Origin of the sequence: Erwinia sp. STN24 (assembly GCF_041320675.1) — a bacterium.
Taxonomy (GTDB): Bacteria; Pseudomonadota; Gammaproteobacteria; order Enterobacterales; family Enterobacteriaceae; genus Erwinia; species Erwinia aeris.
This window is the reverse complement of record NZ_JBGGPM010000003.1, coordinates 248,574-273,979: the sequence shown is the minus strand read 5'-3', so window position 1 is coordinate 273,979 and position 25,406 is coordinate 248,574. Positions and strand designations below refer to the sequence as shown.

The following is a 25,406-nucleotide window of genomic DNA, read 5'->3' as shown; positions in this document are numbered from 1 at the left end:
ACGGCACGCCGTCAAAGCTCAATTCTGATATAATTCGCGCCATTGAACCAGGAGAATTGAGTAAACCGCGTATGAACATCGGGCTTTTTTACGGTTCCAGCACCTGCTACACCGAGATGGCGGCGGAGAAAATCCGCGATTTTATCGGCGAGGATCTTGTTACGCTGCACAATCTGAAAGAGGACTCGCCGCAGCTGATGGAGCAGTACGACATGCTGATCCTGGGCATTCCCACCTGGGATTTCGGCGAAATCCAGGAGGACTGGGAGGCGGTTTGGACCGACCTCGCTACGCTAAACCTGCGCGGCAAAACCGTGGCGCTGTACGGCATGGGCGATCAGGCCGAGTACAGCGAGTGGTTTCTGGACGCGCTTGGCATGCTGCATGAGGTGCTGCAGCCGCTGGGCGTCGTTTTTGTCGGCTACTGGCCTACCGAAGGCTACGAGTTTATCAGCCGCAAACCGCTAACCGCCGACGGCCAGCAGTTTGTCGGCCTGGCGCTGGACGACGTTAACCAGTTTGAGCTGACGGACGAGCGTATCGCGCAGTGGTGCGAACAAATCCTGACGGAAATGGCCGCCACGCTGTAAGCCTGCCGTTTAGTGAATAGCGAGCAGCTGCTGACGGAGCTGCCGCCACTCGCTTTCGTTCATGCTGTCGCGCAGCAGCCAGAGCTTCTCGCGCTCGCCTTTAGCGGAGCGCAGCGCCAGCAGGATCGCCCGCCGCGTCATCCACGGCCGACCGCAGATGCGCCAGTGCTTCTGCCGCCATTGCAGCTGATGGTCCGCCAGCAGCGCGATATCGCCTTCCCGGCTGCGAATGCGTCGCTGGCTACGCACACACTCCAGCACCACCAGCGTCAGCAGCAGCATCCACACTACCGTTAAGCTGGCCGGCCACGGCGCCAGCAGCAGCGCTATCACTACCACGCCGTGCAGCGAGAGCGACATCCACTGCGCCTGCCAGGAGACCCGCAGATCAGAACGCCACAGGGCCACGCTGCTGGTTTCGCTGCTGGATCAGGTGAACCATGCGTTTCAGTTCCGGATCGGCAGGTTCGCCATGATTCATCATCCAGTTGAACAGATCGGGATCGTCGCTTTCCAGCAGGCGAATAAAGATCTTTTTATCGCCATCGCTCAGCGTGTCATATTCATATTCAAAGAACGGCATGATGGAGATATCCAGTTCCCGCATACCGCGCCGGCAGGCCCACTGCACGCGCGCTCTATTTTCAATATCCATGCTTTCCATCGTCAGTCGGTGAAAGATGGCCGCTAGTGTAGCGCTTTTTTGAGCCGATGTTGATGGCGCAATTTGGCTTTGCGTAATGCGCCGCACGATAAAAGCATTTGTTGCCGCGCAAGCGCGCCTTTTGTGCGTCGCCTTCAGAAAACTGGTTGCAAAGCCGGGCGGCTCTTTTAACATGAATGCAGGCTTATTTGACTTCAGGAATCCGCTATGCCGACTTTATCTTTCCCGCCTCGTCAACCTGCGGCCTCTGCCCGTCTGCCGCTTACGCTGATCTCGCTGGAAGAGTGGGCGCTGGTCAACGTGACCGGCGCGGACCGCGTCAGCTATTTGCAGGGTCAGCTGACGCTGGACGTCGCTGCGCTGGACGCCAATGCGCATCTTCCCGCCGCCCACTGTGATGCAAAAGGGAAAATGTGGAGCAATCTGCGTCTGTTTCACCGTGGCGAAGGCTTTGCCTATCTGGAACGCCGCAGCCTGCGCGATACGCAAATCAGCGAGCTGAAAAAGTATGCCGTTTTCGCCAAAGTCGCTATCGAAGCGGATGACGAAGCGGTGCTGCTGGGTGTAGCCGGTTTTCAGGCGCGCACCGCGCTGGCCGGGCTGTTTGACACGCTGCCGGACGCTGAAAACCCAGTCGTGCAGCAGGATGATGCGACGCTGCTGTGGTTTTCCGCACCGGCGGAACGCTTTCTGCTAATCCTGAATCGCGACAGTGCACTAGCGCTGCGCGCGGCTCTGGACGGTCAGGCACAGCTAACCGACAGCTCGCAGTGGCTGGCGCTGAATATCGAAGCTGGCCTGCCCGTTATCGACGCGGCGAACAGCGCGCAGTTTATTCCTCAGGCGACAAACCTGCAGGCGCTGGACGCTATCAGCTTTAAAAAAGGCTGCTATACGGGCCAGGAGATGGTGGCGCGCGCTAAATTCCGCGGCGCCAACAAGCGTGCGCTTTACTGGCTGGCCGGCAAGGCCGCCCGCGTTCCGGCCGCTGCGGATGCGCTGGAAATGAAGCTGGGCGACAACTGGCGCCGCACCGGCACCATTCTGGCCGCCTGTCAGCTGGATAATGGCGATGTCTGGGTGCAGGCGGTGCTGAATAACGATCTGGAGCCGGAAACGGCGCTGCGGGTACAGGGCGACGAAGGCGGCAGTCTGGCTATCCAGCCGCTGCCCTACGAGATTTCGTAATAATAAGGGGCCGGACGGCCCCTTTTTTTATGAAATATAAAAGTAAATCGCCAGAAAATGGCAGATGCTGCCGCCAAGCACAAAGCCGTGCCAGATGGCGTGGTTATAGGGAATGCGCTTTGAGACGTAAAAAATCACCCCCAGCGAATAGATAATGCCGCCCGCCGCCAGCAGCCAGACGCCGCCCGCCGACAGTTTCATCGCCAGCTGATAAATCACAACCAGCGACAGCCAGCCCATCAGCAGATAGGTTATGACCGATAAGGCCTCGAAGCGGTGCACAAAAAACAGTTTAAACAGCACGCCCACCAGCGCCAGGCTCCAGATCACCACCATCAGGCCATGCGCCAGCGGCGACTTAAGTCCCACCAGCAGAAAAGGCGTATAGGTGCCGGCAATCAGCAGGTAAATAGCGCAATGGTCCAGCTTTTTCAGCCAGCTTTTGGCGCGCGGATGAGGGATGGCGTGATAAAGCGTCGAGGCCAGAAACAGCAGGATCATGCTGCCGCCATAGAGGCTGTAACTGGTGATGGCGACGGCGTTGGCCTGGCTGTCGAGCGCCTGCGACAGCAGCAGCACCAGCCCTACAATACCAAAGATAAAGCCGATGCCGTGGCTGATGCTATTAGCTATCTCCTCTGCAACGGAGTAGCCCTCCGTTAACACTTTTTTATTGGTCATGCATTGTCCTCTTCCAATCTGAAGCGGAGGGGCGGCCAAAGGGGATCGCATCCAGGCTCGTTTTCAGCCGCCCGTCCGAAAGTTGCGCACGTTCAGCTTAGACGAGAGTGATTTCAGAGTACAACTGTAAGCTTAAATAAACTGTGAACGGCTGTAACAGCTGTTTAACCAGGAAAAACAGGCCGTTATTCGGCGACCTTCACCCTGTAACGCCCGGCTGCGGCAGCAATAAAAGTGCTGGTGACATAAGAAGCCGCTTCGCTAAGCAGCCACAAAATGGCGCGGGTGCCGTTATTCGGCAGCCTTTATCCCGTTATCGTCCGCCAGCGGCATCGATAAAAGTGCCGGTAACATAAGAAGCCGCTTCGCTAAGCAGCCAGAGAATGGCGTTGGCAATTTCATCCGGCTCGCCGCCGCGCTGCATGGGAAGAGTCGGCGCAATACGGTTGACGCGATCCGCCTCGCCGCCGTCGGCGTGCATATCGGTATAGATTAATCCCGGCCGTACCGCGTTAACCCGGATGCCCTGCGCCGCCACTTCCAGCGCCAGCCCTCTGGTTAGCGTATCTACAGCCCCTTTCGAGGCGGCATAATCGACATATTCGTGTGGCGCACCGCTACGGGCTGCGGCGGAAGAGACGTTTACGATTGCACCGCCCTGCCCACCGTACTGAAAACTCATGCGCTTTACCGCTTCGCGACAGCAGAGAAAGGTTCCGGTGACATTGGTAGCGAAAACGCGATTGATGCGTTCGGCGTTTAGCTGTGCCACGCTGGTCTGCTGAAACAGGATCCCGGCATTATTGACCAACGCGCTTAGCACGGCGCCCTGTTGATCAAGGCTGCGAAACATCGCTACTACCTGTTGTTCATCAGAAATATCGGCCTGCACGCTGAACGCTTTTCCGCCTTGTTGCTGAATAAGCGACACTACTTCCGCCGCCGCTTCCTCACGCTGACGATAGTTAACCGCAACCTGATAGCCGTGCTGCGCCAGCAGCAGCGCGGTGGCTCGCCCAATTCCCCGGCTGCCGCCGGTTACCAAAGCCGTTTTCATTTTTGCCTCCCGATAAAAATAAAGGGCACCAGGGTGCCCTTCAGTCTGTATCGCTATGCTGCTTTATTCATATTCGCTCATCGGCAAACAGGAGCAGAACAGATTTCGATCGCCATAAACATCGTCAAGACGCTTGACGGTCGGCCAGTATTTATTCGCGCTGCCCGCCGGGAAGACCGCCAGCTCGCGCGTGTAGGGATGCGACCATTCGCCGACCAGCTCCATTTGCGTATGGGGCGCATTAACTAACGGGTTATCTTCCGCTGGCCACTCACCTTCCGCCACGCGGTCGATCTCCATGCGGATAGCCAGCATGGCGTCGATAAAGCGATCCAACTCCACTTTGCTTTCCGATTCCGTCGGCTCCACCATCAGCGTGCCCGCCACCGGGAAGGACATGGTCGGCGCGTGGAAGCCATAGTCGATCAGGCGTTTGGCAATATCCAGTTCGCTGATGCCGGTTTGCTCTTTCAGCGGACGAATATCCAGGATGCATTCATGCGCTACCCGCCCATCCCGTCCGGCATACAGGATCGGATAGGCCGATTTCAGGCGCGCAGCAATATAGTTGGCGTTCAGGATCGCTACCGAACTGGCCTGCTTCAGCCCTTCCGCGCCCATCATGCGGATATACATCCAGCTGATAGGCAGAATAGAAGCGCTGCCGAACGGCGCGGCGGACACCGCGCCCTGCTGCGTCAGCATGTCGTCAATCTGCACCACGCTGTGGCCCGGCACAAATGGCGCCAGATGGGCTTTTACGCCAATCGGCCCCATGCCTGGCCCGCCGCCGCCGTGCGGAATACAGAAGGTTTTATGCAGGTTAAGGTGCGAGACGTCCGCGCCGATATAGCCAGGCGTGGTGATGCCGACCTGGGCGTTCATGTTGGCACCGTCCAGATAAACCTGGCCGCCATACTGATGAACGATCTGGCAAACCTCGCGGATGGTTTCTTCATAGACGCCGTGCGTGGAAGGATAGGTCACCATAATGCAGGAGAGCGCTTCGCCCGCCTGTTCTGCTTTCTGCCGCAGATCGTGCAGATCGATATTACCCTGTTTGTCACAGGCCACCACGACTACCGCCATGCCCGCCATCTGTGCCGAGGCCGGATTGGTGCCGTGCGCCGAGCTGGGGATCAGACAGATATTACGTCCGGCTTCACCACGGCTTTCGTGATAGCGGCGGATCGCCAGCAGGCCCGCATACTCGCCCTGCGCGCCGGAGTTAGGCTGCATACAGAGCGCGTCATAGCCGGTCAGCTGCACCAGCCACTGCGACAGCTGGCCGATCATTTGCAGATAGCCGGCGGCCTGATCGGCAGGACAGAACGGGTGCAGCTCCGCGAATTCCGGCCAGGTAATCGGGATCATCTCAGCGGCGGCGTTCAGCTTCATGGTGCAGGAGCCGAGCGGGATCATCGCCTGATTCAGCGCCAGATCCTTGCGCTCCAGGCTGTGCATATAGCGCATCATCTCGGTTTCGCTGTGGTAACGGTTAAAGACCGGATGCGTCAGGATGGGCTCTTTGCGCAGCATCGCTGGCGGAACGGACGCGCTGTCGGCCACGGCGCTGTCCAGCTCGTCGATATCCAGACCGTGATTTTCGCCCAGCAGCACGGAGAACAGCGCCGCCACATCTTCCCGCAGCGTGGTTTCATCCAGGGTGATGCCCACCGCGTTGTGGATATCGGTGCGCAGATTGATGCCGAAACTCAGCGCGCGATCCAGCACCGCGGCTTTATCCGTGACTTCAACGGTCAGCGTATCGAACCAGCTCTGATGGCGCAGCGTCATGCCGCCCTTTTGCAGCCCGGCCGCCAGGATATCCGTCAGGCGATGAATGCGCGAGGCGATGCGTTTCAGGCCGTGCGGGCCGTGGAAGACCGCGTACAGGCTGGCGATATTGGCCAACAGCACCTGTGACGTACAAATATTGGAGTTGGCCTTTTCACGACGGATATGCTGCTCGCGAGTCTGCATTGCCATCCGCAGCGCCGTGTTGCCCGCCGCATCGCGCGAGACGCCGATAATGCGCCCTGGCATTGAGCGTTTGTATTCGTCGCGGGCGGCAAAGAAGGCTGCGTGAGGGCCGCCGTAGCCCATCGGAACGCCAAAACGCTGCGCAGAGCCAAAAACGATATCCGCGCCCTGTTTTCCCGGTGCGGTCAGCAGCACCAGCGACATAAAATCCGCAGCGACGCTGACTATCACTTTCCGCGCCTTCAGCTCATGGATCAGCGAGGTGTAGTCATGTACCTCGCCAGTGGTGCCGACCTGCTGTAGCAGCACGCCGAACACGTCCTGATGATCCAGCACGCGCGCCGCCTTATCGACCACCACCTCAAAGCCAAAGGTTTCCGCCCGCGTCCGCACCACGTCCAGCGTCTGCGGATGAATATCCTCGGCCACAAAGAAGCGGTTGGCGTTTTTTAGCTTGCTGACGCGCTTCGCCATCGCCATCGCCTCGGCGGCGGCGGTTGCTTCATCCAACAGCGAAGCAGAGGCGATATCCAGGCCGGTCAAATCCAGCGTGACCTGCTGGAAGTTCAACAGCGCTTCCAGTCGGCCCTGAGAAACCTCGGGCTGATAAGGCGTATAGGCAGTGTACCAGCCGGGATTTTCCAGCATGTTGCGCAGAATAACCGGCGGCGTCAGCACCGGCGTGTAGCCCATCCCGATACAGGATTTATAACGCAGGTTGCGGCTGGCGATCGCTTTTAGCTCGGCCAGCGCCTGATGTTCGGTCAGGGGATCGCCGACGGCAGGCGCGCCGGGCAGCTGAATATCAGCCGGGACGATAGCGGTAATCAACTCGCTGAGAGAGGCGGCGCCTACCGCGTTCAGCATCGCTTCCTGCTGGGCTGGCGAAGGGCCGATATGGCGTTCGATAAAAGCGCCGGTATGTTCAAGCTGGCTGAGAGTAGTCATTAGCGGTAAATCCTGCATCGGGCAAAGGCATTAAGGAGAGATCTCTCCGGAGAGGGCTAATAAATCGCTGACGAAACGAAGCCGGGCCGTAAAATACGGCCCGCGCTGTCGCCGTCTATTCGTCAATGCTGGTTTTGTAGGCGTCCGCGTCCATCAGCGATTCCAGTTCGGACTCGTCGCTGGCCTTAATGCGGAACAGCCAGCCATCGCTGTAGGGATCGCTGTTGACCAGCTCCGGTTCGCTTTCCAGCGCGCCGTTGACTTCGACAATTTCGCCGCTGACCGGCGCATAAATATCGGATGCGGCCTTTACCGACTCGGCTACGGCGCAGTCTTCGCCCTGGCTATAGGTGTTGCCCACTTCGGGCAGATCGACAAACACCATATCGCCCAGCAGCTCCTGCGCGTGGGCGGTGATGCCTACGGTATAGGTACCATCTTCTTCTTTACGCACCCACTCATGGCTTTCACGGTATTTCAGTTCGTTTGGAACATTGCTCATCGCCTGATCTCCTTAAAATAATTCCGGGTCGTTTTCCGCAGCTGAAGCGCGGAAAGCGCCTTTTACGCCACCGCTTTACCGGCGCGTACAAAAACGGGTTTGGTCACGCGAACCGGCATTTCACGGTTGCGGATTTGCACAATCGCCTGCTCGCCAATGCCTGCGGGAACGCGAGCCAGCGCAATGCTGTAGCCTAAAGTTGGCGAGAAAGAGCCGCTGGTGATAATGCCTTCCTGCAGGTTGCCGGTCGCGTCGGTAAAGCGCACCGGTAAGCCGTTGCGCAGTACGCCTTTCTCGGTCATCACCAGACCGACCAGCTGCTCGGTGCCTTTTTCACGCTGCGACGCCAGCGCCTCGCGGCCGATAAAATCGCGCTCTTGAGGCTGCCAGCCGATTGTCCAGCCCATATTGGCCGCCAGCGGCGAAACGCCCTCGTCCATTTCCTGCCCGTATAAATTCATGCCGGCTTCCAGGCGCAGGGTATCGCGCGCGCCCAGACCGGCAGGCTTCACGCCCGCCGCCAGCAGCTTTTGCCAGAAATCCGCCGCCTGCTCGTTGGGCAGGGCGATTTCATACCCGGCTTCGCCGGTGTAGCCTGTGGTAGCAATAAACAACTCGCCAGCCTGCACGCCAAAGAAGGGCTTCATGTCCGCCACCGCTTCCCGCTGCGCCTCATCGAACAGCGAACGGGCTTTTGCCTGCGCCTGCGGCCCCTGCACCGCGATCAGCGCCAGGTCGTCGCGCTCGGTCAGCGTCACGCCATAGCCTTCCGCATGTTGGGTAATCCAGGCGAGATCTTTTTCCCGCGTGGCGGAGTTCACCACCAGCCGGAAAAACTCTTCGGTCATAAAGTAAACAATCAGATCGTCGATTACGCCAGCGGAGGCGTTGAGCATAGCGGTATAAAGCGCTTTGCCGGGCTGGGTCAGTTTGGCGACGTCGTTGGCCAGCAGGTAGCGTAAAAATTCTCGGGTGCGGACGCCGTGCAGATCGACAATAGTCATATGCGACACGTCGAACATGCCGGCATCGCTACGAACCGTATGATGCTCATCCAGCTGCGAACCGTAGTGCAGCGGCATCATCCAGCCATGAAAATCCACCATGCGCGCGCCGCAGGCCTGATGCTGTTCGAACAAAGGGGTCTGTTTCATCTTCTTCCTCAGGCAAAGTGTTCGGCGTCGGCAGGCAGCCCGGCGCAAACGATATCCTTGCTCCGAACTTACCACCGAAATTCAGCGTTAACCATAAGTTAAAACGGGTATGATTTTTTTGACGGTGTTCTCAGGCAGCAAAATCAGACAGATAAAATCACCACTTTTTGCGCAGTTAATACGCAAATATGTTATTAAGCAGCCAAAATCTCAGGATAAAAGTAAGGTATCAGCCCGTTGAAGATAAAAACCTGCTTTATGGCTCAAACCTGATGATTAGTAAAAGTAATGCGAAGAAGCACGCTAAATTAGAATTTCTCAAACGACGCGCCCGTTTGGGGCAGGCTGCACAATCAAGATGCACCGGATGAAATTTCCTTGTTTACATCTTAAGAATGGCGCGCTCAGGATGTACTTCACCTGTGATTTAAAAACATAAAGACTCAGTATTAGGCATGAAAGGTGTGCTAGTGCATAAAGTTACTGTATTACTTACAACCTGGCGTTTTTTGCATGTGCTATCTACAAAGAATGAATGTCGCTCTGGCCTTTTTGCTTCCAACTCTACGTTAGACAGGGAAGCGTTAATGGCGGAGACGCGCTGCGCTGGCCTCGGATTTAAACCTATGCCCGCCAGGCTTACCGTGCCTTTTTTGATACTGGTGACGAATGCGAGGGTCGAAAAAAATCATGCTGGTGCGCAGTCCGGAAAGTAACGCGCGGAAATTAAGAAGCCCCTACACCGGGGCAAAGGGGCAAAGGGGCAAAGGGGCAAAGGAGCAAAGGAGCAAAGGAGCAAAGGAGCAAAGGAGCAAAAATCACGCTTAACAGTAATAAAACCATTAAACTTCACGTCGCATTCGTAATCATTAGCAATAGCCGAAACCAGAAAGATATCTTCTTTATTGTTGATATCTTTGAATGTGAACTTAATTATCAGGTTCCTGGCATTGTATTGGGAAAAGATCTCCTTTACTTTGGGTATTTTTTCACTCTGGGCGTTCTTTAAAACTTCAAGAGCATATTGTTCTGAAAGAATGTCACTTACAGGCTCGTTAAAAATAAGCTCTGTTTTAGTTTCCTCCTTTGCTATCGTATTTTTATCTATATTCAAAGTAGCAGACATTGTATCCGTCATGGCTATTGCAGTTCCGGAGTGCAGGTCTTTGCAATTATTATCAATAACAGCTACAGAGCTGAATGCGGTCAGGCACAGAAATAACAGTAGATACTTCATTCAACAATCAGCTCCTTGTCCATGCTGTCCCATATTTGTTGACGATATCAGGGAGCCAGTATAATGCAGCCATTTGATGCCGTACCGGGCGCCTTTTTGCTGTCACCATGAATTAAAAAACCCTCGCGATTGCACATGCTGTTGCCCCTGTCTGGTTCCAGCCTTAGCGTAAACACACCTGCTTTTTTATGCGTGAACGGTATGCCCACAATCCTGTACTTCCCTCTCGGTAATGGACCTTTATCACGCAGACATTCATACTCAGGATTATCCTTATAGCCCGGCGCGCCAGCGTAACGCGCACTGAACTTATATATACCGTTATGTTTGAAGGTCCTGAGCATTACATTGTAATTCCATGCCATGAGTTACTCTCCTTGTTTACATCGACTATCGTTTTACTCCTGTTGCGTAGTGACTTAACACAATTCCTTTAAACACTTCCAGAGCGGCAAAGCAAAATCAGGCAGTCTTATGACCATCATCAAAAAAGGGATTAATTTTGTCCGGGCCGGTCGTATTATCTGCGCAAACCAGGAATTCTCTGCGTATGACACTTACGGGTCATGCACCGCTCCCCGATGTGTTTTCTTTTCGTATTGTGGCAGAAGCACCAGGTTGCAGACGGGTAAGTGCCTGCCGCATTATTTCTCAGACTGAAGCAAGGAAGATAAGGAAATATGAGGTAAACAATGACAGATGTGGGATAAAATAACCAGCGTTCAGGTCGGGCCTGAACGCTGCAATTTATTACCGCAGCCACTCCGGCAGATCGTGCAGGCCCATCGCCTGCTTTAACAGACGCGGCTTCACGCCAGGCAAATTATCTGCCAGGCTCAGGCCGATATCACGCAGCAGCTTCTTCGCGGGATTATTGCCTTTAAACAGCTCGCGAAAGCCCTGCATACTTGCCAGCATCACGGCCGCGCTGTGCTTGCGGCTGCGCTCGTAGCGTCGCAGGTAAAGGTGCTGGCCAATATCTTTGCCCTGCTGATGCAGACGTTTGATCTCGCCGATCAGCTCGGCGGCATCCATAAAGCCCAGGTTAACGCCCTGCCCCGCCAGGGGATGAATGGTATGCGCCGCGTCGCCAACCAGTGCCAGACGATGCGCCGCGAAATTACGCGCATAGCGGCCCATCAGCGGGAAAGCCTTGCGCTCGCTTTCCAGCTTGCACAGCCCCAGACGCATATCGAAGGCGACCGACAGCTGCTGGTTAAAGACCTCTTCCGGCATTGACTGTAAACGCGTGGCTTCCTGCGGCGGCAGCGACCAGACAATTGAGCTGAGGTGCGGGTCGCTGAGCGGCAGAAATGCCAGAATGCCTTCGCCGTGAAACACCTGGCGTGCAACGGCGTCGTGCGGCTGTTCGGTACGAATATTGGCCACCAGCGCATGGTGATCGTAATCCCAGAACGCCAGCGGAATATCCGCCTTGTTACGCAGCCAGGAGTTGGCGCCGTCGGCGGCCACCAGCAGGCGCGCCGTCATCATGGTGCCGTCGCTGAGCGTGACGAAGGCTTCGTTATCGCCAAACGCCACCTGCTGCAGCTCTGCTGGCGAAATCAACGTGATATCCCGTGATTCGCTGGCTTTTTGCCACAGCGCCCGGTGAATAACCGGATTTTCAATAATGTGGCCCAGATGCGCCAGGCCCTGCTGAGCGTCATCGAATTCAATCCGGCCGAAGCTGTCGCGATCCCAGACTTCCATCCCGTGATAGGCGCTGGCGCGGTTGGCCTGAATGGCGCTCCAGACATCAAGGTGCTGCAGCAGGCGCTCGCTGGCGGCATTAATGGCGGAGACGCGCAGCGCCGGCGCGCTGTCGTTCGTCGCCTGCGGCGCTTCGCGTTCCAGCACGGCGATTTTCATGCCGCTGCCCTGTAAGCCACAGGCGACGGCCAGGCCGACCATTCCGCCACCGGCGACAATAACATCATAAGTTTGCATCACTGCTTTCTCCTTAACGCTCGACCCAGCCTAACGTGCGCTCGGCCAGCAAATTACGCGCCAGCGGCAGCGAATCCATCACCATCAGGCCCAGATTTCGCCCCAGCACCAGCGGCGTGTAGCGGTTAGCAAACAGCCTGACCAGACTGTCGGTTATCCCGATAGTAGCAACGGCATCCGGCTGGCGACGCTGCTGAAACTGTTGTAGCACGCCGTAGCTGCCGATATCCTGCTGCGCCCGCCAGGCGGCGGCCACGGATTCCGCCAGCGACATTACGTCCCGGATACCTAAATTAAATCCCTGGCCCGCAATCGGATGCAGCGTTTGCGCCGCGTTGCCAACCAGCGCCAGCCGATGGGAAACGTGCTGCGAAGCGGACAGCAGCGCCAACGGATAGCTGTAGCGCTGCCCAACCTGGGTAAAGCGTCCCAGCCGCCAGCCAAAGGCTTTTTGCAGCTCGTCTAAAAATTGCCGATCGTCCCAGCTATCAATCTGCGCTTTTTGCGCCAGCGGGTGGCACCACACCAGCGAACTGCGACCAGAGGACATCGGCAGCAGCGCCAGCGGGCCATTTTCGGTAAAGCGTTCAAATGCCCTTCCCTGATGCGGCTGTGCGGTGGAAACGTTGGCAATAACAGCAACCTGCTGATAATCCTCAGAAGCCACCTGTACGCCGCAGGAGGCGGCCACGGCGGAGCGGGAACCGTCTGCGGCCACCAGCAGCTGCGCCGTCAGCGTTTCGTCATTATCCAGCAGCACGCTGACCTGCTGCTGCGTTCGCTCGACCTTCGCCACCTTCGCCGGACAGACCACGCGTACGCCCGGCGCTTTTTGCAGCAGCTTAAACAGCCGCTGGCCGATATCGTGCAGCTCAACCACCTGCCCCAGCGCGGGAATGTCATAATCTTCCGCAGCCAGCGACACAAAGCTGGCATGCCCGCGATCGCTGACGTGAACGTGGGTGATCGGCATGGCGCACGCTTTCAGCGCGGGCCAGAGGTTGATCGCCGCCAGCTGCTGGCAGGTGCCTTCCGCCAGCGCTATCGCCCGTCCGTCATAGCCGGGATGCGCTCTTGAAGCCGGATCCTGCGCTTCGACCAGCGTCACCGGCAGCCTGCCCTGGGTCAGCCAGGAAACAGCCAGCGCCAGCGTCGCGCCCGTCATCCCGCCGCCTGCGATGATCATGCTCATAATGTTTTAGCCGCCGCCATTAATGCTTCAATCTCATCCGGATCTTTCACCACGCTGTCGGTCAGGTTTTCGTTGCCATCCTCGGTGATCAGAATGTCATCTTCCACCCGGATACCGATGCCGCAATATTCCACAGGCACATCCGCATCCGGCGCGATATACAGACCGGGCTCGACCGTCAACACCATGCCCGGCTCCAGCACGCGATCGCGCTCGTGACCGTAGCCGCCGACATCGTGCACGTCCAGCCCCAGCCAGTGGCTCAGGCCGTGCATAAAGAACCGGCGATGCGCCTGTTCCGCAATCAGCGTCTCAACATCACCCTGCATTACGCCCAGCCCGACCAGCCCCGTCACCATAATGCGCACGACTTCCGCATTAACTTCGCGGATGCTGGTGCCGGGACGAAACAGTTCCAGCGCCCGATTAAGCGATGCCAGCACGATATCGTAGACGGCGCGCTGAGGCTTGCTGAATTTGCCGTTAACCGGGAAAGTGCGCGTAATGTCGCCCGCGTAGCCTTTCAGCTCGCAGCCCGCATCAATCAGCACCAGATCGCCGTCGCGCATCCTGGACTCGTTTTCGGTGTAGTGCAGGATGCAGCCGTTTTCACCGGCGCCAACTATGGTGTTGTAAGAGGGAAAGCGCGCGCCGTGACGGTTGAATTCGTGCTGGATTTCGCCTTCGAGCTGATACTCAAACATTCCGGGCCGACACTGCCGCATCGCCCGCGAATGCGCCAGCGCGCTGATACGACCGGCTTCACGCAGCACGGCCAGCTCTTCCGGCGATTTAAACAGGCGCATCTCGTGCACCCAGGGCCGCCAGTCGGTCAGCGTCGACGGCGCGGTCAGGTTCTGACGAGCGCCGCGCCGCAGCTTCTCCAACGCGCCAAACAGCAGCATGTCGGCCTGTTCGTAAAGTCCCTGCGCGTGATAAACCACGTCCAGGCCGTTCAGCAGCTGCGGCAGCTGGTCGCTGATGGCATCCCAGGGCAGCGCGCGATCGACAGCGAGTTTTTCCGGCGCGGCATCCTGACCCAGACGACGGCCAAACCAGATTTCAGCGGTCAGATCGCGAACGCGATTAAACAGCACGCTGTGGTTATGGTTTTCCGCGCTTTTGATCAGCACCAGCGCCGCTTCAGGCTCGTTAAAGCCGGTAAAATACCAGAAATCGCTGTTCTGCCGATAAGGGTACTCGCTGTCATTGCTGCGCGTCGCCTCCGGCGCGGCAAAGATCACCGCCGCGCTGGCCGGTGCCATTTTTGCCAGCAGCGCCTGGCGACGGCGCACGAACTCTTGCTGTGTCATCCGCTTCTCCTGAATGCAATCCATCTTAGCGCCCGCATACAGCGCGCTTTTTTTCTGTCGCCGCCCCTGGCGTGGCAGAAATTAGTGCAGCGTTGGTTTTTTCACTTCCACCGCCGTTGGCGCGATATGGGTAAAGGTGTCGTGGCAAAGCAGCGCCGCTACGCGCACATACTCAATCACCTCTTCCAACGACTGTTCCAGCTCTTCCTGGTCTTCATCTTCATCATAGCCGAGCTGGGCGATAGTACGCAGATCGTCAATCGCCTCGCCCGTTTCGCCCTTGACCTTATCGAGCTTCGGCTGCGACACGCCCAGGCCCAGCAGAAAGTGGTTAACCCAGCCCGCCAGCGCATCCGCCCGATCGAAGACGGTGATATCGTCATCTTCCGGCAAATAGAGTTGAAACAGGAAACCTTCGTCTTCCAGCGTATCGCCGATGCCCTGGTGCAGCTGCTGTAAAGGCTGAGCCAGCGTCTGCGAGAAGGCCATGCCTTCGTTCGTTAAGTCGTGTACCAGCGTCTGCCAGCTGCTGTCCTTGTTACCGCCGCAGAGAATTCCGCTGATCAGGCCGTGCATTTCAGCCGGGGTCATTCCCACGCCCTGCTGCGTCAGTGCTGAAGCCAGCGCGTCGTAGCCCGGCATTGTGTTTGTTAGTGACATAGGTTTTGGTCATCGTTGGCTGGATAAGTTCGTGTTATGCTACCACCAGGTGCCTCTTTGATTCCAGAAAGGGGTTGTTTCTTCTGCCAGGGGTAGATATAGTTGCGCCCCTCCCAAGCCATTGAGCGGCAAGGGAGATTACCGGCGAAGTAATCAGTCAGGATGGTTTTATGTCTGCACAGCCCGTAGATATTCAAATTTTTGGCCGTTCCTTAAGAGTGAATTGTCCGCCTGAACAGCAAGATGCGCTGAATCTGGCCGCCGAAGACCTTAATCAACGGTTGCAAGATCTTAAAGTTCGCACTAGAGTCACCAATACTGAACAATTGGTTTTTATCGCCGCGTTGAACATCTGCCATGAGTTAGCGCAGGAAAAGATGAAAACCCGCGATTATGCCAGTAATATGGAACAGCGTATCCGAATGTTACAGCAGACTATCGAGCAGGCATTGCTTGAACAAGGTCGCATTACGGAAAGAACTGGAACGCAATTCGAATAACACGTTAACGTTATCTGTGTTACAGTAACGGTGATGTAAAAAATTCTCTGAGGTGTTTGCAAGCGGGCCAGTCCCCTGAGCCGATATTTCATACCAAACAGAGTGTGGCGCTCTGTAACCTGTGTGCATGCTCGGTCCGTCCGAGAAGCCTGATGGTTATGACGGTACACTCACCTTGAACCAAGGGTTCAAGGGTTACAGCCTGCGGCGGCATCTCGGAGATTCCCTTCTTTACCACCTGCAAAGCCATGTTTTTCCCGGCGCTTTCGGGTTCCCTGCTTTATCCCGCTTCCGACACGGTGAAACTGATGAACCTCAGCCTTCTCGATCGTCAGGATATTCGTACTCACATTCGCCATTTGCGTCGTGACCTGACACCAGAACAGCAGCGCCTGGCCGCCGTAACGGTCGCCGAACATGCGCTAAGCTTCAAACCCGTTCAGCAGGCCCGCAAAATCGCGCTGTTCCTGTCCTTCGACGGCGAACTGGATACCCGTCCGCTGATTGCCAAACTTTGGCAGCGTCATCAGGAAGTTTATCTGCCCGTACTGCACCCTTTTTCACGCGGTCAGCTGCTTTTTCTGCGCTATGACACGGAAACGCTGTTGCAGCCTAACCGTCTGCGTATCCCGGAACCGCCGCTGGATATCCGCAACCTGGCCACGCTGGACGAGCTGGATGTGATAATGGTGCCGCTGGTGGCGTTCGATCGGGCCGGACAGCGTCTGGGTATGGGCGGCGGCTTTTATGACCGCACTCTGCAAAATTGGCCGCAGCACGGCCTGTTGCCGATTGGCCTGGCGCATGACTGTCAGCAGGTAGAAACATTGCCCGTGGCGGAATGGGATGTGCCTTTGCCGGCGATAATTACGCCTTCGCGGCTCTGGCAATGGCAGGAAAAGCGTCCCACGAGCGGGGACGCTTTGCGTCATCAGTAAAGCAGACGAGCGCGAATGGTGCCCGGAATCGCTTTCATCTGCTGAAGCGCGTTGTCGGCCACTTCCTTCGTCGCATCGATATCGATCACCACATAGCCCATCTGCGGCGTGGTTTGCAGATACTGCGCGGCAATGTTGATGCCCTGACCGGCAAAGATATTGTTGATGGCGGTCAGCACGCCGGGACGGTTCTCGTGAATATGCAGCAGGCGGCTCTGCTGGCCATGCATCGGCAGCGACACTTCCGGGAAGTTAACCGCTGACAGCGTCGAGCCGTTATCTGAGTATTTCGCCAGTTTACCCGCTACTTCAATCCCGATATTTTCCTGCGCCTCCTGCGTTGAACCGCCGATATGCGGCGTCAGGATCACGTTGTCGAACTCGCACAGCGGCGAATTAAACGGATCGGCGTTAGTTGCCGGCTCTTCCGGGAAGACGTCGATGGCCGCGCCGGCCAGATGTTTGTCCGCCAGCACTTTGCACAGCGCCGGAATATCCACTACCGTGCCGCGTGAAGCGTTGATCAGCAGCGAGCCGGGTTTCATCATCGCCAGCTCTTCCGCACCCATCATATTCTGGGTGGAGGCCGTTTCCGGCACGTGCAGGCTGACCACATCGCTCATATTCAGCAGTTCGGAGAGGTAGCGAACCTGCGTGGCGTTGCCGAGCGGCAGCTTGCTTTCGATATCGTAAAAGTAGACGTGCATCCCTAAGCTTTCGGCCAGCACGCCCAGCTGCATACCGATATGGCCATAGCCGATAATGCCCAGCTTTTTGCCGCGCGCCTCATAAGAGCCGACCGCCAGCTTGTTCCAGATGCCGCGGTGCGCTTTAGCATTGGCGGCCGGTACGCCGCGCAGCATCAGCAGCAGCTCGCCGATGACCAGTTCTGCTACGGATCGGGTATTGGAGAAAGGCGCATTGAACACCGGAATACCGCGTTTTTCTGCGGCCTGCAAATCGACCTGGTTAGTGCCGATGCAGAAGCAGCCTACCGCGACGAGTTTTTCTGCCGCGGCGAAAATCTCTTCGGTCAGGTTGGTACGCGAGCGGATACCAATAAAGTGCGCATCGCGGATCGCTTCTTTCAGCGTTTCGCTGTCCAGCGCGCCCTTGTGAAATTCGATGTTGGTGTAGCCTGACGCCCGAAGATTCTCAATCGCGCTCTGGTGCACGCCTTCGACCAGCAGGAACTTAATCTTGTCTTTCTCCAGTGATACTTTTGCCATTTCCCGACCCTATTCAGCAGACTTCAGAAGTGACTGACTCCGTGAGGAATAAGTCAGCCTTCTGTCAAAATATCAAAATTTACGCGCGCGGCAATACAAACGATTGCCTTGCGGCCAGCACGGCAGCCGAAAGCATCAGCATAAATCGGCAGATAATCATGACACGTGAAGCATCGTCAGCAGGATCGCGAGGCGGGGGTAAATTCCGTGACATAAGTCACCAAATTTGTGGGGCAAAAGAAAAGATGTTTTTTTATAAAAATTAACCGAGGCGATAGCCGCGCCGGTAAGATCGTTTTTTTATGGCTTAGAGCTTAGAGCTTAGAGCTTAGAGCTTATCGATTGTGGCCTGGCATTTAGTACCTGGCATTTAGCACCTGGCACTTAGCACCTGGCACTTAGCACTTAGCACTTAGCTCTTAGCACTTAGCATTCAGAGCTTACGGCTACGGCTATGACCTGGCGCTTATAGCTATGGCTACAGCTATGACTTAGAGCCTGGCGCTTAAGGTCGCGGCTGACGGCCACGACCTTGATGCACTACCGGCCATTCCCGGCTGGTAAAACGGCCACGCTAATCAGCTAATCGCCCAGCGTTTTTACACCGTTTGCCGTGCCGATCAGCGCCACGTCCGCGCCACGCGTGGCGAAAAGCCCCACCGTGACTACGCCCGGCAGCGCGTTGATGGCTTTTTCCAGCGCGACGGCATCCAGGATTTTCAGATTATGCACGTCCAGGATGACGTTACCGTTATCGGTGACCACCTGCTGACGATATTCCGGCAGGCCGCCCAGCTTCACCAGCTCGCGCGCCACAAAGCTGCGAGCCATAGGAATGACCTCGACCGGCAGCGGAAATTTGCCCAGCACGTCGACCTGCTTGGATTCGTCGGCGATGCAGACGAACTTCTTCGCCACGGCGGCAATGATTTTTTCACGGGTCAGCGCCGCGCCCCCGCCTTTAATCATCTGCATCGCGCTGTTGATCTCGTCGGCGCCGTCAACATAAACCGACAGGGAATCCACCTCGTTCAAATCGAAAACCGGAATACCTAAGCTTTTCAGCCGGAGCGTGGAAGCCTCCGAGCTGGAGACCGCGCCTTCAATCTCATTTTTAATCGAGCCCAGCGCATCAATAAAGTGGGCGGCGGTCGATCCGGTGCCCACGCCAACGATAGTGCCGCGTTCAACATAGTTTAACGCGGCCCAGCCAACGGCTTTTTTCAGTTCATCCTGCGTCATGGTAAGTTTAGAATCCGTGCTGCTACTGTGTGGCGATAGTATAAAGCAACCCTCGTTGAAAAAACCGCTCTGCGGCGCCATTTGTTGTCACTCTGGAAGAGAGGCCGCAAAACCGGGACGCCAGCTTTAAGCGCAGGGCAAAATGGCAAAAATATGGCATAGTGCAGATTCCACACCTGAAAGAGAGCTAAAACAACAATGAAACGCCCGGACTATCGAACGCTTCAGGCGCTGGATGCAGTCATTCGCGAGCGCGGCTTTGAACGCGCGGCGCAAAAACTTTGTATTACCCAGTCAGCCGTTTCCCAGCGCATCAAGCAGCTGGAAAATATGTTTGGTCAGCCGCTGCTGGTGCGCACCGTGCCGCCTCGCCCTACCGAACAGGGGCAAAAGCTGCTGGCGTTGCTGCATCAGGTAGAGCTGCTGGAAGAAGAGTGGCTGGGCGATGAAAACAGCGGCACCACGCCGCTGCTGCTGTCGCTGGCAGTGAACGCCGACAGTCTGGCGACCTGGCTGCTGCCCGCGCTGAAAACGGTGCTGAGCGATTCGCCGGTGCGCCTGAATCTTCAGGTGGAAGACGAAACCCGTACCCAGGAGCGCCTGCGGCGCGGCGAAGTAGTCGGCGCGGTAAGTATCCAGCCGCAGCCGCTGCCAAGCTGCCTGGTGGATCAGCTCGGCGCGCTGGATTATCTGTTTGTCGGCTCGAAAGAGTTTGCCGCGCGCTACTTTCCGAACGGCGTGACCCGCTCAGCACTGCTGAAGGCGCCGGCGGTGGCTTTCGATCATCTTGACGATATGCATCAGGCGTTTTTACAGCAGAATTTCGATCTGTCGCCCGGCAGCGTGCCGTGCCATATCGTTAACTCGTCGGAGGCTTTTGTGCAGCTGGCGCGTCAGGGCACGACCTGCTGTATGATCCCGCACTTACAGATTGAGCGCGAGCTGGCGGAAGGCGAACTGATCGATCTGACGCCGGGGCTGTTTCAGCGCCGGATGCTGTACTGGCATCGTTTTGCGCCGGAAAGCCGCCTGATGCGCAAAGTGACCGACGCGCTGATTGCCCACGGCCATCGCGTGCTGCGCCAGGGGGAATAGCGCTCAGGTTGGAGCGGATTTTTGCCTGGCATCCCTGGCAAAGAAAAGCGTCCGGAATGCTTACCGGACGCGGCTTTCAGCAAGCTGAGATTACTGCTTGCGCTGTAGCTCAAACACCACATCCACCTGATCGTCAAAGTGAATGCTCTGCTGCTCGTAGGTTTGCGCGGCCGAGCTCATCGGCGCGGCGTCGGCGGTTTTAAACATTCTCGCCATTGGCATCGGCTGATAGTTGGCTACGTGATAGCGAATGCTGTAAACCGGCCCCAGCTGAGCGTTAAAGCCTTTCGCCAGCTCGCCAGCCTGATACGTCGCGTTTTCGATAGCGGCCTGGCGGGCTTTATCGCGATAGCTATCGGGATTAGCCACGCCCAGCTCAACGGAGCGGATTTCGTTCAGGCCCGATTTCAGCGCGCCGTCCAGCAGCTCGTTCAGCTTATCAAGCTGGCGCAGCGTAACCTGCACCTGACGCACCGCGCGATAGCCTTTCAGCTCCGATTTGCCGTCTTTCAGATAATCGTATTCCGGCTGCGTACGCAGGTTGGCCGCGTTGATATCTTTTTTATCAATGCCGTTTTTCTGGAGAAAATCAAAATACTGGGCGACACGGCTGTCGGCCTGTTTTTTCGCTTCAGAGGCATCTTTCGACGAGACGCCAACCTCTATCGCCAGCGTGGCAATATCAGGCGTTGCGTCGACGCTTGCCTGCCCGGACGTGACAACATGCGGGCCGTTAGGCAGTTCATCCGCCACGGCGGCAAAAGGCGAGGTAAAAATAAGGGCGGCCAGCGCCAGTTTGGTCAGCTTCAAAGGAGATCCTCCATGGGACTTCAGTCATAGCAGAAGAAGCCGGCCTGACTACAGCGTACCGGCTTCCACAATTTATCCATCAGTTCGCATCTTAGTGCGATTGTACCTGCCAGACTATGACCTTAATTCCTGGAATGAGTTCGGCCGTGTTTACCAGATATTCAGCGCCTGCAGCGCCAGCTTAAGGGCGATCAGCCACATCACCAGCCCCACCAGCAGATTAATAATACGCTGCGCCCTGGTGGTATTGAGACGCGGTGCCAGCCAGGCGGCAAGGATAGCCAGGCCGAAAAACCAGATTAGCGAGGCGCAGGCCGATCCCAGTGCAAACCATTTGCGCGCTTCTGCCGGAAGCTGGCCGCCCAGGCTACCCAGCACCACAAAGGTATCGAGATAGACGTGCGGATTCAGCCAGGTTACGGCCAGCATGGTGGCGATAATGCGCCAACGGCTTTGCTTCATCGCTTCCGATGACGCCAGCGCCACATCGCCGCTGAAGGCGGTACGCAGCGCCCCCCAGCCGTACCACAAAAGAAACAGTACGCCGCCCCAGGTTACCAGGTTCAGCAGCAGGGTGGAATGGGTCAGCAGCGCGCTGCCACCGAACACGCCACCGCAAATCAGCAGGATATCGCTCAGCGTACAAAGCGCGGCGGTCATTAAATGGTAGTGGCGGCGCACGCCCTGGTTCATCACAAAAGCATTCTGCGGCCCCAGCGGCAGGATCAGCGCGGCGCTCAGCGCCATGCCCTGCAGAAAAACGGCAAACATAGAGTCTTCCTCAAACGGTTTCAGCTGGCGGCGAGTGTATAGCGACAGCATCATTAGAGGAAATTGAAGATTCTAATACTCCATAAACTTAGCTAATGATAACGATCGGTAAAAAGGCGAACCGCAGTCCGCCTTTTCTTTTGCATGATGAGCAAGCCGTCAGGCTCAACCGGCTAACACTACTCTGCCTTTGCCTGTACTGGCGCAGCAGTCTGAGCAGCGTCGCTTTTTGTCTCGGCCGTCTGATGCAGGTGCACATCCATCTGCGGATAAGGGATACCGATATTGTTGGCATCCAGCGTGCGCTTGAAGTTCTTCATCAAATCCCAGTATACGTTTTGCAGATCGCCCGCGTTGCTCCAGCAGCGCACCACGTAGTTAACCGACGAAGCCGCCAGCTCGTTCAGGCCAATCTGTACGCCCATATCCTGCAGCACGCGAGGATCGGCATCCACCACTTCGCGCAGCAGTTTGAGAACCTGGTCCGCGTCGGCATCGTAGGAGACGCCAATGATAAATTCATTACGGCGAACCGGCTCGCGAGAGAAGTTTACGATGTTGCCGGCGATAATTTTACCGTTTGGCACCACAACGGTTTTGCCGTCCGCGGTTTTCAGCGTGGTAGAGAAAATCTGTACCTGTTGTACGGTGCCCATAATGCCGATATCGATAAAGTCACCGGTGCGGAACGGACGAAAAGTCACCAGCAGCACGCCAGCTGCCAGGTTGGAGAGCGAGCCCTGCAAAGCCAGACCGACGGCCAGACCTGCGGCACCCAGCACGGCGATAACCGACGCCGTCTGTACGCCTACGCGCCCAAGCGCCGCAATCAGCGTAAACGCAATCACGGCATAGCGCACCAGCGCCGAAAGGAAATCGGCTACGGTGGCGTCGATATGACGAGCGCGCAGCACCTTGTTCAGCGTTTTTGAAATGATACGCGCTACGATAGTCCCGATAATCAGGATGATAATGGCCGCTACAATATTTACCGCATAGCTCAGCAGCAGCGCCTGATTGTGTACCAGCCAGCTGCCAGCGCGGTTAACGCCGTCGACTACGTTCAAATCTTCCATTTGCTTATCCTGTTGTTGTTCCCCGCCGGGAAGTAAGCAGACTGCCAGTCCAGGCTGGCATCCCAAACCTCAAGCGTAACTAAAAATGCTGTCTGGTGCCAAATAACGAGGCAAATTAATAATTTGTTACCGCAAAGGCGCTTTTTTTGCAGGGTTTTTAATAAGCGAAAAGCCGATAGCCGCGCCAATATTTACAGAAATGCAGAAGGCAAACTTCGCTGACGTTCTAAAATTTGCCCAAAAAAAAGGCTCCGCGAGGGAGCCTTCTGTTCAGAACGAGAAAATTACAGTACGTCTACCGCGTTCAGTTCTTTAAACGCCTGCTCCAGACGAGTAATCATGGAAGTCTGAGCAGAGCGCAGCCATACGCGCGGATCGTAGTATTTCTTGTTTGGTTTATCAGCGCCTTCCGGGTTGCCCAGCTGCGCCTGCAGATAACCTTCGTTCTTTTTGTAGTACTGCAGGATGCCGTCCCAGGTCGCCCATTGGGTATCGGTATCGATGTTCATCTTGATCACGCCATAGCTGATAGACTCTTCGATTTCAGCAGCGGAAGAACCGGAACCGCCGTGGAAAACGAAGTCCAGCGCGTTGTGCGCCAGGTTATGTTTTTTGGTCACATATTCCTGAGAATCACGCAGGATGGTTGGCGTCAGCTTAACGTTGCCTGGCTTATACACGCCGTGAACGTTACCGAAAGAGGCTGCGATAGTGAAACGCGGGCTGATTGCGTTCAGTTTTTCGTAAGCGTAGTTCACGTCTTCCGGCTGGGTGTACAGTGCGGAAGCATCCATATGGCTGTTATCAACGCCGTCTTCTTCACCGCCGGTGCAGCCCAGTTCGATTTCCAGCGTCATGTTGATTTTTGACATACGCGCCAGATACTTGCTGCAGATTTCGATGTTTTCTTCCAGCGACTCTTCAGACAGGTCGATCATGTGGGAAGAGAACAGCGGCTTACCGGTTTTTTCAAAGTGAGCTTCGCCCGCGTCCAGCAGACCGTCGATCCACGGCAGCAGTTTTTTCGCGCAGTGGTCGGTATGCAGGATAACCGGCACGCCGTAGTGTTCCGCCATCTGATGCACGTGATGCGCACCGGAGATTGCGCCCAGGATGGCTGCAGCCTGCGGCTTATCGGACTTCAGGCCTTTACCGGCGATGAACGCCGCGCCACCGTTGGAGAACTGGATGATAACCGGCGCTTTAACTTTCGCGGCGGTTTCCAGCACGGCGTTGATGGAATCGGTGCCGACACAGTTAACCGCTGGCAGTGCGAATTTGTTCTCTTTTGCGACTTTGAAGATTTTCTGTACGTCGTCACCGGTGACAACGCCTGGTTTTACGAAATCAAAAATTTTAGACATGTCTTTTGTCCTGTTTCGTCGGCAGTAGGAAAAGATGTTGCGCCTTAAGGGGCAAATCATTCTGGCGGAGGCAGCCCTCCGCCCCAGAGGTTACTGTTTCGCGCGTTCTTCCAGCATAGCTACCGCAGGCAGTTTTTTACCTTCCACGAACTCAAGGAAAGCGCCGCCGCCGGTAGAGATATAAGAAATCTTATCTTCAATGCCGAAGAGGTCGATGGCAGCCAGCGTATCACCGCCGCCTGCGATAGAGAATGCGTCGCTGTCGGCAATGGCTTTCGCCACGATTTCGGTGCCTTTGCGGAAGTTCGGGAATTCAAACACGCCCACCGGGCCATTCCACAGAATAGTTTTGGCTTCTTTCAACAACTTAGCCATGGCTTCTGTGGTTTCGTCGCCAAAGTCCATGATCTCTTCATCATCTTTAACTTCGGAGACTTTCTTCACGGTTGAAGGCGCAGTTTCAGAGAATTCCGTGCCGACGCGGGAGTCGGTTGGCACAGGAATTTTATATTCGTCGCGCAGTTTTTTCGCAGCTTCCACGAAATCCGGCTCGTACAGGGATTTACCCACCTTGTTGTCGATAGCCACGAAGGTGTTGGCGATGCCACCGCCTACGATCACCGTATCGGCGATTTTCACCAGCGAGTTCAGCACGTCGAATTTGGTGGAAACTTTAGAACCGCCAACCACCGCCACCATTGGACGAGCAGGCTCTTTCAGCGCTTTACCCAGCGCTTCCAGCTCATCGGCCAGCAGCGGGCCAGCGCAGGCTACCGGCGCAAATTTCCCCACGCCATGCGTGGAAGCCTGGGCGCGGTGCGCGGTGCCGAAGGCGTCCATCACGTAGACGTCGCACAGCGCGGCATATTTTTTCGCCAGCGCCTCGTCGTCTTTCTTTTCGCCTTTGTTAAAACGAACGTTTTCCAGCACTACCAGCTCGCCCTCGGCGATATCAACGCCTTCCAGGTAGTCTTTTTCCAGACGAACCGGAGAAGAAAGTTTTTCTTTCAGATAGTTAACTACTGGCAGCAGGGAGAACTCTTCGTTGTACTCGCCTTCGGTCGGGCGGCCCAGGTGAGAAGTGACCATCACTTTCGCACCCTGTTTCAGCGCGGCTTCAATGGTTGGCAGTGAAGCACGGATACGTGCGTCAGAGGTGACTTTGCCCTCTTTAACCGGCACGTTTAAATCAGAACGAATCAGTACGCGTTTCCCGGCAAGATCCAAATCGGTCATTTTAATTACTGACATGGTGAGTCCTC

The 25,406-nt window shown here is 56.3% G+C and carries 25 protein-coding genes and 1 other RNA gene; 6 read left to right on the top strand and 20 right to left on the bottom strand.

Translation table 11 applies throughout. The features are described from left to right. Positions 1–71: 71 nt before the first annotated feature. Positions 72–590, top strand: a complete 519-nt coding sequence (gene fldB, locus ACA373_RS13900; protein ID WP_253461228.1) for a flavodoxin FldB — start codon at positions 72–74, stop codon at positions 588–590. A 9-nt stretch (positions 591–599) separates the two neighbouring features. Here fldB and ACA373_RS13895 read toward each other — a convergent pair whose 3' ends face one another. Both ACA373_RS13895 and sdhE read right to left on the bottom strand, forming a co-directional pair. Next, positions 600–998, bottom strand: a complete 399-nt coding sequence (locus ACA373_RS13895) for a protein YgfX (RefSeq protein WP_253458670.1) — start codon at positions 996–998, stop codon at positions 600–602. Further along, positions 979–1,245, bottom strand: coding sequence for an FAD assembly factor SdhE (gene sdhE / locus ACA373_RS13890; RefSeq protein WP_125287352.1), 267 nt, complete (start codon positions 1,243–1,245; stop codon positions 979–981). The genes ACA373_RS13895 and sdhE overlap by 20 nt, the downstream gene beginning before the upstream one ends. Positions 1,246–1,461: 216 nt before the next feature. On the opposite strand from sdhE, the gene ygfZ reads away from it, so the two are divergent. After that, the gene (gene ygfZ / locus ACA373_RS13885) at positions 1,462–2,442 is read left to right on the top strand and encodes a tRNA-modifying protein YgfZ (protein WP_301252516.1); all 981 of its coding nucleotides are present in this window, start codon (positions 1,462–1,464) and stop codon (positions 2,440–2,442) included. Between the two features lie 27 nt (positions 2,443–2,469). Here ygfZ and ACA373_RS13880 read toward each other — a convergent pair whose 3' ends face one another. From ACA373_RS13880 to ACA373_RS13830, 11 genes are all read right to left on the bottom strand, one after another. Further along, the gene (locus tag ACA373_RS13880) at positions 2,470–3,123 is read right to left on the bottom strand and encodes a hemolysin III family protein (RefSeq protein WP_253458664.1); all 654 of its coding nucleotides are present in this window, start codon (positions 3,121–3,123) and stop codon (positions 2,470–2,472) included. A gap of 313 nt (positions 3,124–3,436) precedes the next feature. Continuing rightward, positions 3,437–4,180: an SDR family oxidoreductase gene (locus ACA373_RS13875; protein WP_369895959.1), complete on the bottom strand. Its 744-nt coding sequence runs from the start codon at positions 4,178–4,180 to the stop codon at positions 3,437–3,439. A gap of 63 nt (positions 4,181–4,243) precedes the next feature. Further along, positions 4,244–7,111 carry an aminomethyl-transferring glycine dehydrogenase gene (gene gcvP, locus ACA373_RS13870; RefSeq protein ID WP_370734681.1) on the bottom strand — a complete coding sequence of 956 codons (2,868 nt, stop codon included), beginning with the start codon at positions 7,109–7,111 and terminating at the stop codon, positions 4,244–4,246. A 115-nt stretch (positions 7,112–7,226) separates the two neighbouring features. Beyond that, positions 7,227–7,613, bottom strand: a complete 387-nt coding sequence (gene gcvH / locus ACA373_RS13865; RefSeq protein WP_125287347.1) for a glycine cleavage system protein GcvH — start codon at positions 7,611–7,613, stop codon at positions 7,227–7,229. A 62-nt stretch (positions 7,614–7,675) separates the two neighbouring features. After that, the gene (gcvT, locus tag ACA373_RS13860) at positions 7,676–8,767 is read right to left on the bottom strand and encodes a glycine cleavage system aminomethyltransferase GcvT (RefSeq protein ID WP_253458653.1); all 1,092 of its coding nucleotides are present in this window, start codon (positions 8,765–8,767) and stop codon (positions 7,676–7,678) included. Positions 8,768–9,455: 688 nt separating this feature from the next. After that, positions 9,456–10,004 carry a hypothetical protein gene (locus ACA373_RS13855; protein ID WP_370734680.1) on the bottom strand — a complete coding sequence of 183 codons (549 nt, stop codon included), beginning with the start codon at positions 10,002–10,004 and terminating at the stop codon, positions 9,456–9,458. Positions 10,005–10,051: 47 nt separating this feature from the next. Further along, the gene (locus tag ACA373_RS13850) at positions 10,052–10,369 is read right to left on the bottom strand and encodes a tlde1 domain-containing protein (protein ID WP_370734679.1); all 318 of its coding nucleotides are present in this window, start codon (positions 10,367–10,369) and stop codon (positions 10,052–10,054) included. Positions 10,370–10,754: 385 nt separating this feature from the next. Continuing rightward, the gene (ubiI, locus tag ACA373_RS13845; protein WP_370734726.1) at positions 10,755–11,954 is read right to left on the bottom strand and encodes an FAD-dependent 2-octaprenylphenol hydroxylase; all 1,200 of its coding nucleotides are present in this window, start codon (positions 11,952–11,954) and stop codon (positions 10,755–10,757) included. A gap of 13 nt (positions 11,955–11,967) precedes the next feature. Beyond that, positions 11,968–13,146: a 2-octaprenyl-6-methoxyphenyl hydroxylase gene (ubiH, locus tag ACA373_RS13840; protein ID WP_370734678.1), complete on the bottom strand. Its 1,179-nt coding sequence runs from the start codon at positions 13,144–13,146 to the stop codon at positions 11,968–11,970. Then, positions 13,143–14,459, bottom strand: a complete 1,317-nt coding sequence (gene pepP / locus ACA373_RS13835) for a Xaa-Pro aminopeptidase (RefSeq protein WP_370734677.1) — start codon at positions 14,457–14,459, stop codon at positions 13,143–13,145. The genes ubiH and pepP overlap by 4 nt, the downstream gene beginning before the upstream one ends. Positions 14,460–14,540: 81 nt before the next feature. Next, positions 14,541–15,119, bottom strand: a complete 579-nt coding sequence (locus ACA373_RS13830; RefSeq protein ID WP_125287341.1) for a YecA family protein — start codon at positions 15,117–15,119, stop codon at positions 14,541–14,543. Between the two features lie 170 nt (positions 15,120–15,289). Here ACA373_RS13830 and zapA point away from each other — a divergent pair, with 170 nt between their 5' ends. From zapA to ACA373_RS13815, 3 genes are all read left to right on the top strand, one after another. Next, positions 15,290–15,619 carry a cell division protein ZapA gene (gene zapA / locus ACA373_RS13825; protein ID WP_125287340.1) on the top strand — a complete coding sequence of 110 codons (330 nt, stop codon included), beginning with the start codon at positions 15,290–15,292 and terminating at the stop codon, positions 15,617–15,619. A gap of 41 nt (positions 15,620–15,660) precedes the next feature. Then, a non-coding RNA gene (ssrS, locus tag ACA373_RS13820) (6S RNA) lies at positions 15,661–15,845 on the top strand. 82 nt (positions 15,846–15,927) lie between these two features. Then, complete coding sequence (locus tag ACA373_RS13815) at positions 15,928–16,557, top strand: 5-formyltetrahydrofolate cyclo-ligase (protein WP_253458645.1); 630 nt, start codon at positions 15,928–15,930, stop codon at positions 16,555–16,557. On the opposite strand, the gene serA is transcribed toward ACA373_RS13815, so the two are convergent. Both serA and rpiA read right to left on the bottom strand, forming a co-directional pair. Further along, positions 16,551–17,786 (bottom strand): phosphoglycerate dehydrogenase, encoded by a 1,236-nt coding sequence (serA, locus tag ACA373_RS13810; protein ID WP_253458643.1) that lies wholly within the window; start codon positions 17,784–17,786, stop codon positions 16,551–16,553. The genes ACA373_RS13815 and serA overlap by 7 nt on opposite strands. A gap of 582 nt (positions 17,787–18,368) precedes the next feature. After that, positions 18,369–19,028, bottom strand: coding sequence for a ribose-5-phosphate isomerase RpiA (gene rpiA, locus ACA373_RS13805; RefSeq protein WP_253458641.1), 660 nt, complete (start codon positions 19,026–19,028; stop codon positions 18,369–18,371). A gap of 198 nt (positions 19,029–19,226) precedes the next feature. Here rpiA and ACA373_RS13800 point away from each other — a divergent pair, with 198 nt between their 5' ends. Next, on the top strand, positions 19,227–20,123 hold the full coding sequence (locus tag ACA373_RS13800) for a LysR family transcriptional regulator ArgP (protein WP_125287336.1): 897 nt from the start codon (positions 19,227–19,229) through the stop codon (positions 20,121–20,123). Between the two features lie 90 nt (positions 20,124–20,213). Here ACA373_RS13800 and ACA373_RS13795 read toward each other — a convergent pair whose 3' ends face one another. From ACA373_RS13795 to pgk, 5 genes are all read right to left on the bottom strand, one after another. Then, positions 20,214–20,933 carry an oxidative stress defense protein gene (locus ACA373_RS13795; RefSeq protein ID WP_370734676.1) on the bottom strand — a complete coding sequence of 240 codons (720 nt, stop codon included), beginning with the start codon at positions 20,931–20,933 and terminating at the stop codon, positions 20,214–20,216. 150 nt (positions 20,934–21,083) lie between these two features. Beyond that, positions 21,084–21,704, bottom strand: a complete 621-nt coding sequence (argO, locus tag ACA373_RS13790) for an arginine exporter ArgO (RefSeq protein WP_370734675.1) — start codon at positions 21,702–21,704, stop codon at positions 21,084–21,086. Between the two features lie 179 nt (positions 21,705–21,883). Then, positions 21,884–22,780 carry a small-conductance mechanosensitive channel MscS gene (gene mscS, locus ACA373_RS13785; protein WP_301253209.1) on the bottom strand — a complete coding sequence of 299 codons (897 nt, stop codon included), beginning with the start codon at positions 22,778–22,780 and terminating at the stop codon, positions 21,884–21,886. A gap of 284 nt (positions 22,781–23,064) precedes the next feature. Continuing rightward, the gene (gene fbaA, locus ACA373_RS13780) at positions 23,065–24,144 is read right to left on the bottom strand and encodes a class II fructose-bisphosphate aldolase (RefSeq protein WP_125287332.1); all 1,080 of its coding nucleotides are present in this window, start codon (positions 24,142–24,144) and stop codon (positions 23,065–23,067) included. Between the two features lie 90 nt (positions 24,145–24,234). After that, entirely contained in the window at positions 24,235–25,395 is a 1,161-nt protein-coding gene (pgk, locus tag ACA373_RS13775) for a phosphoglycerate kinase (protein ID WP_370734674.1), read from the bottom strand. Positions 25,396–25,406 lie beyond the last annotated feature (11 nt).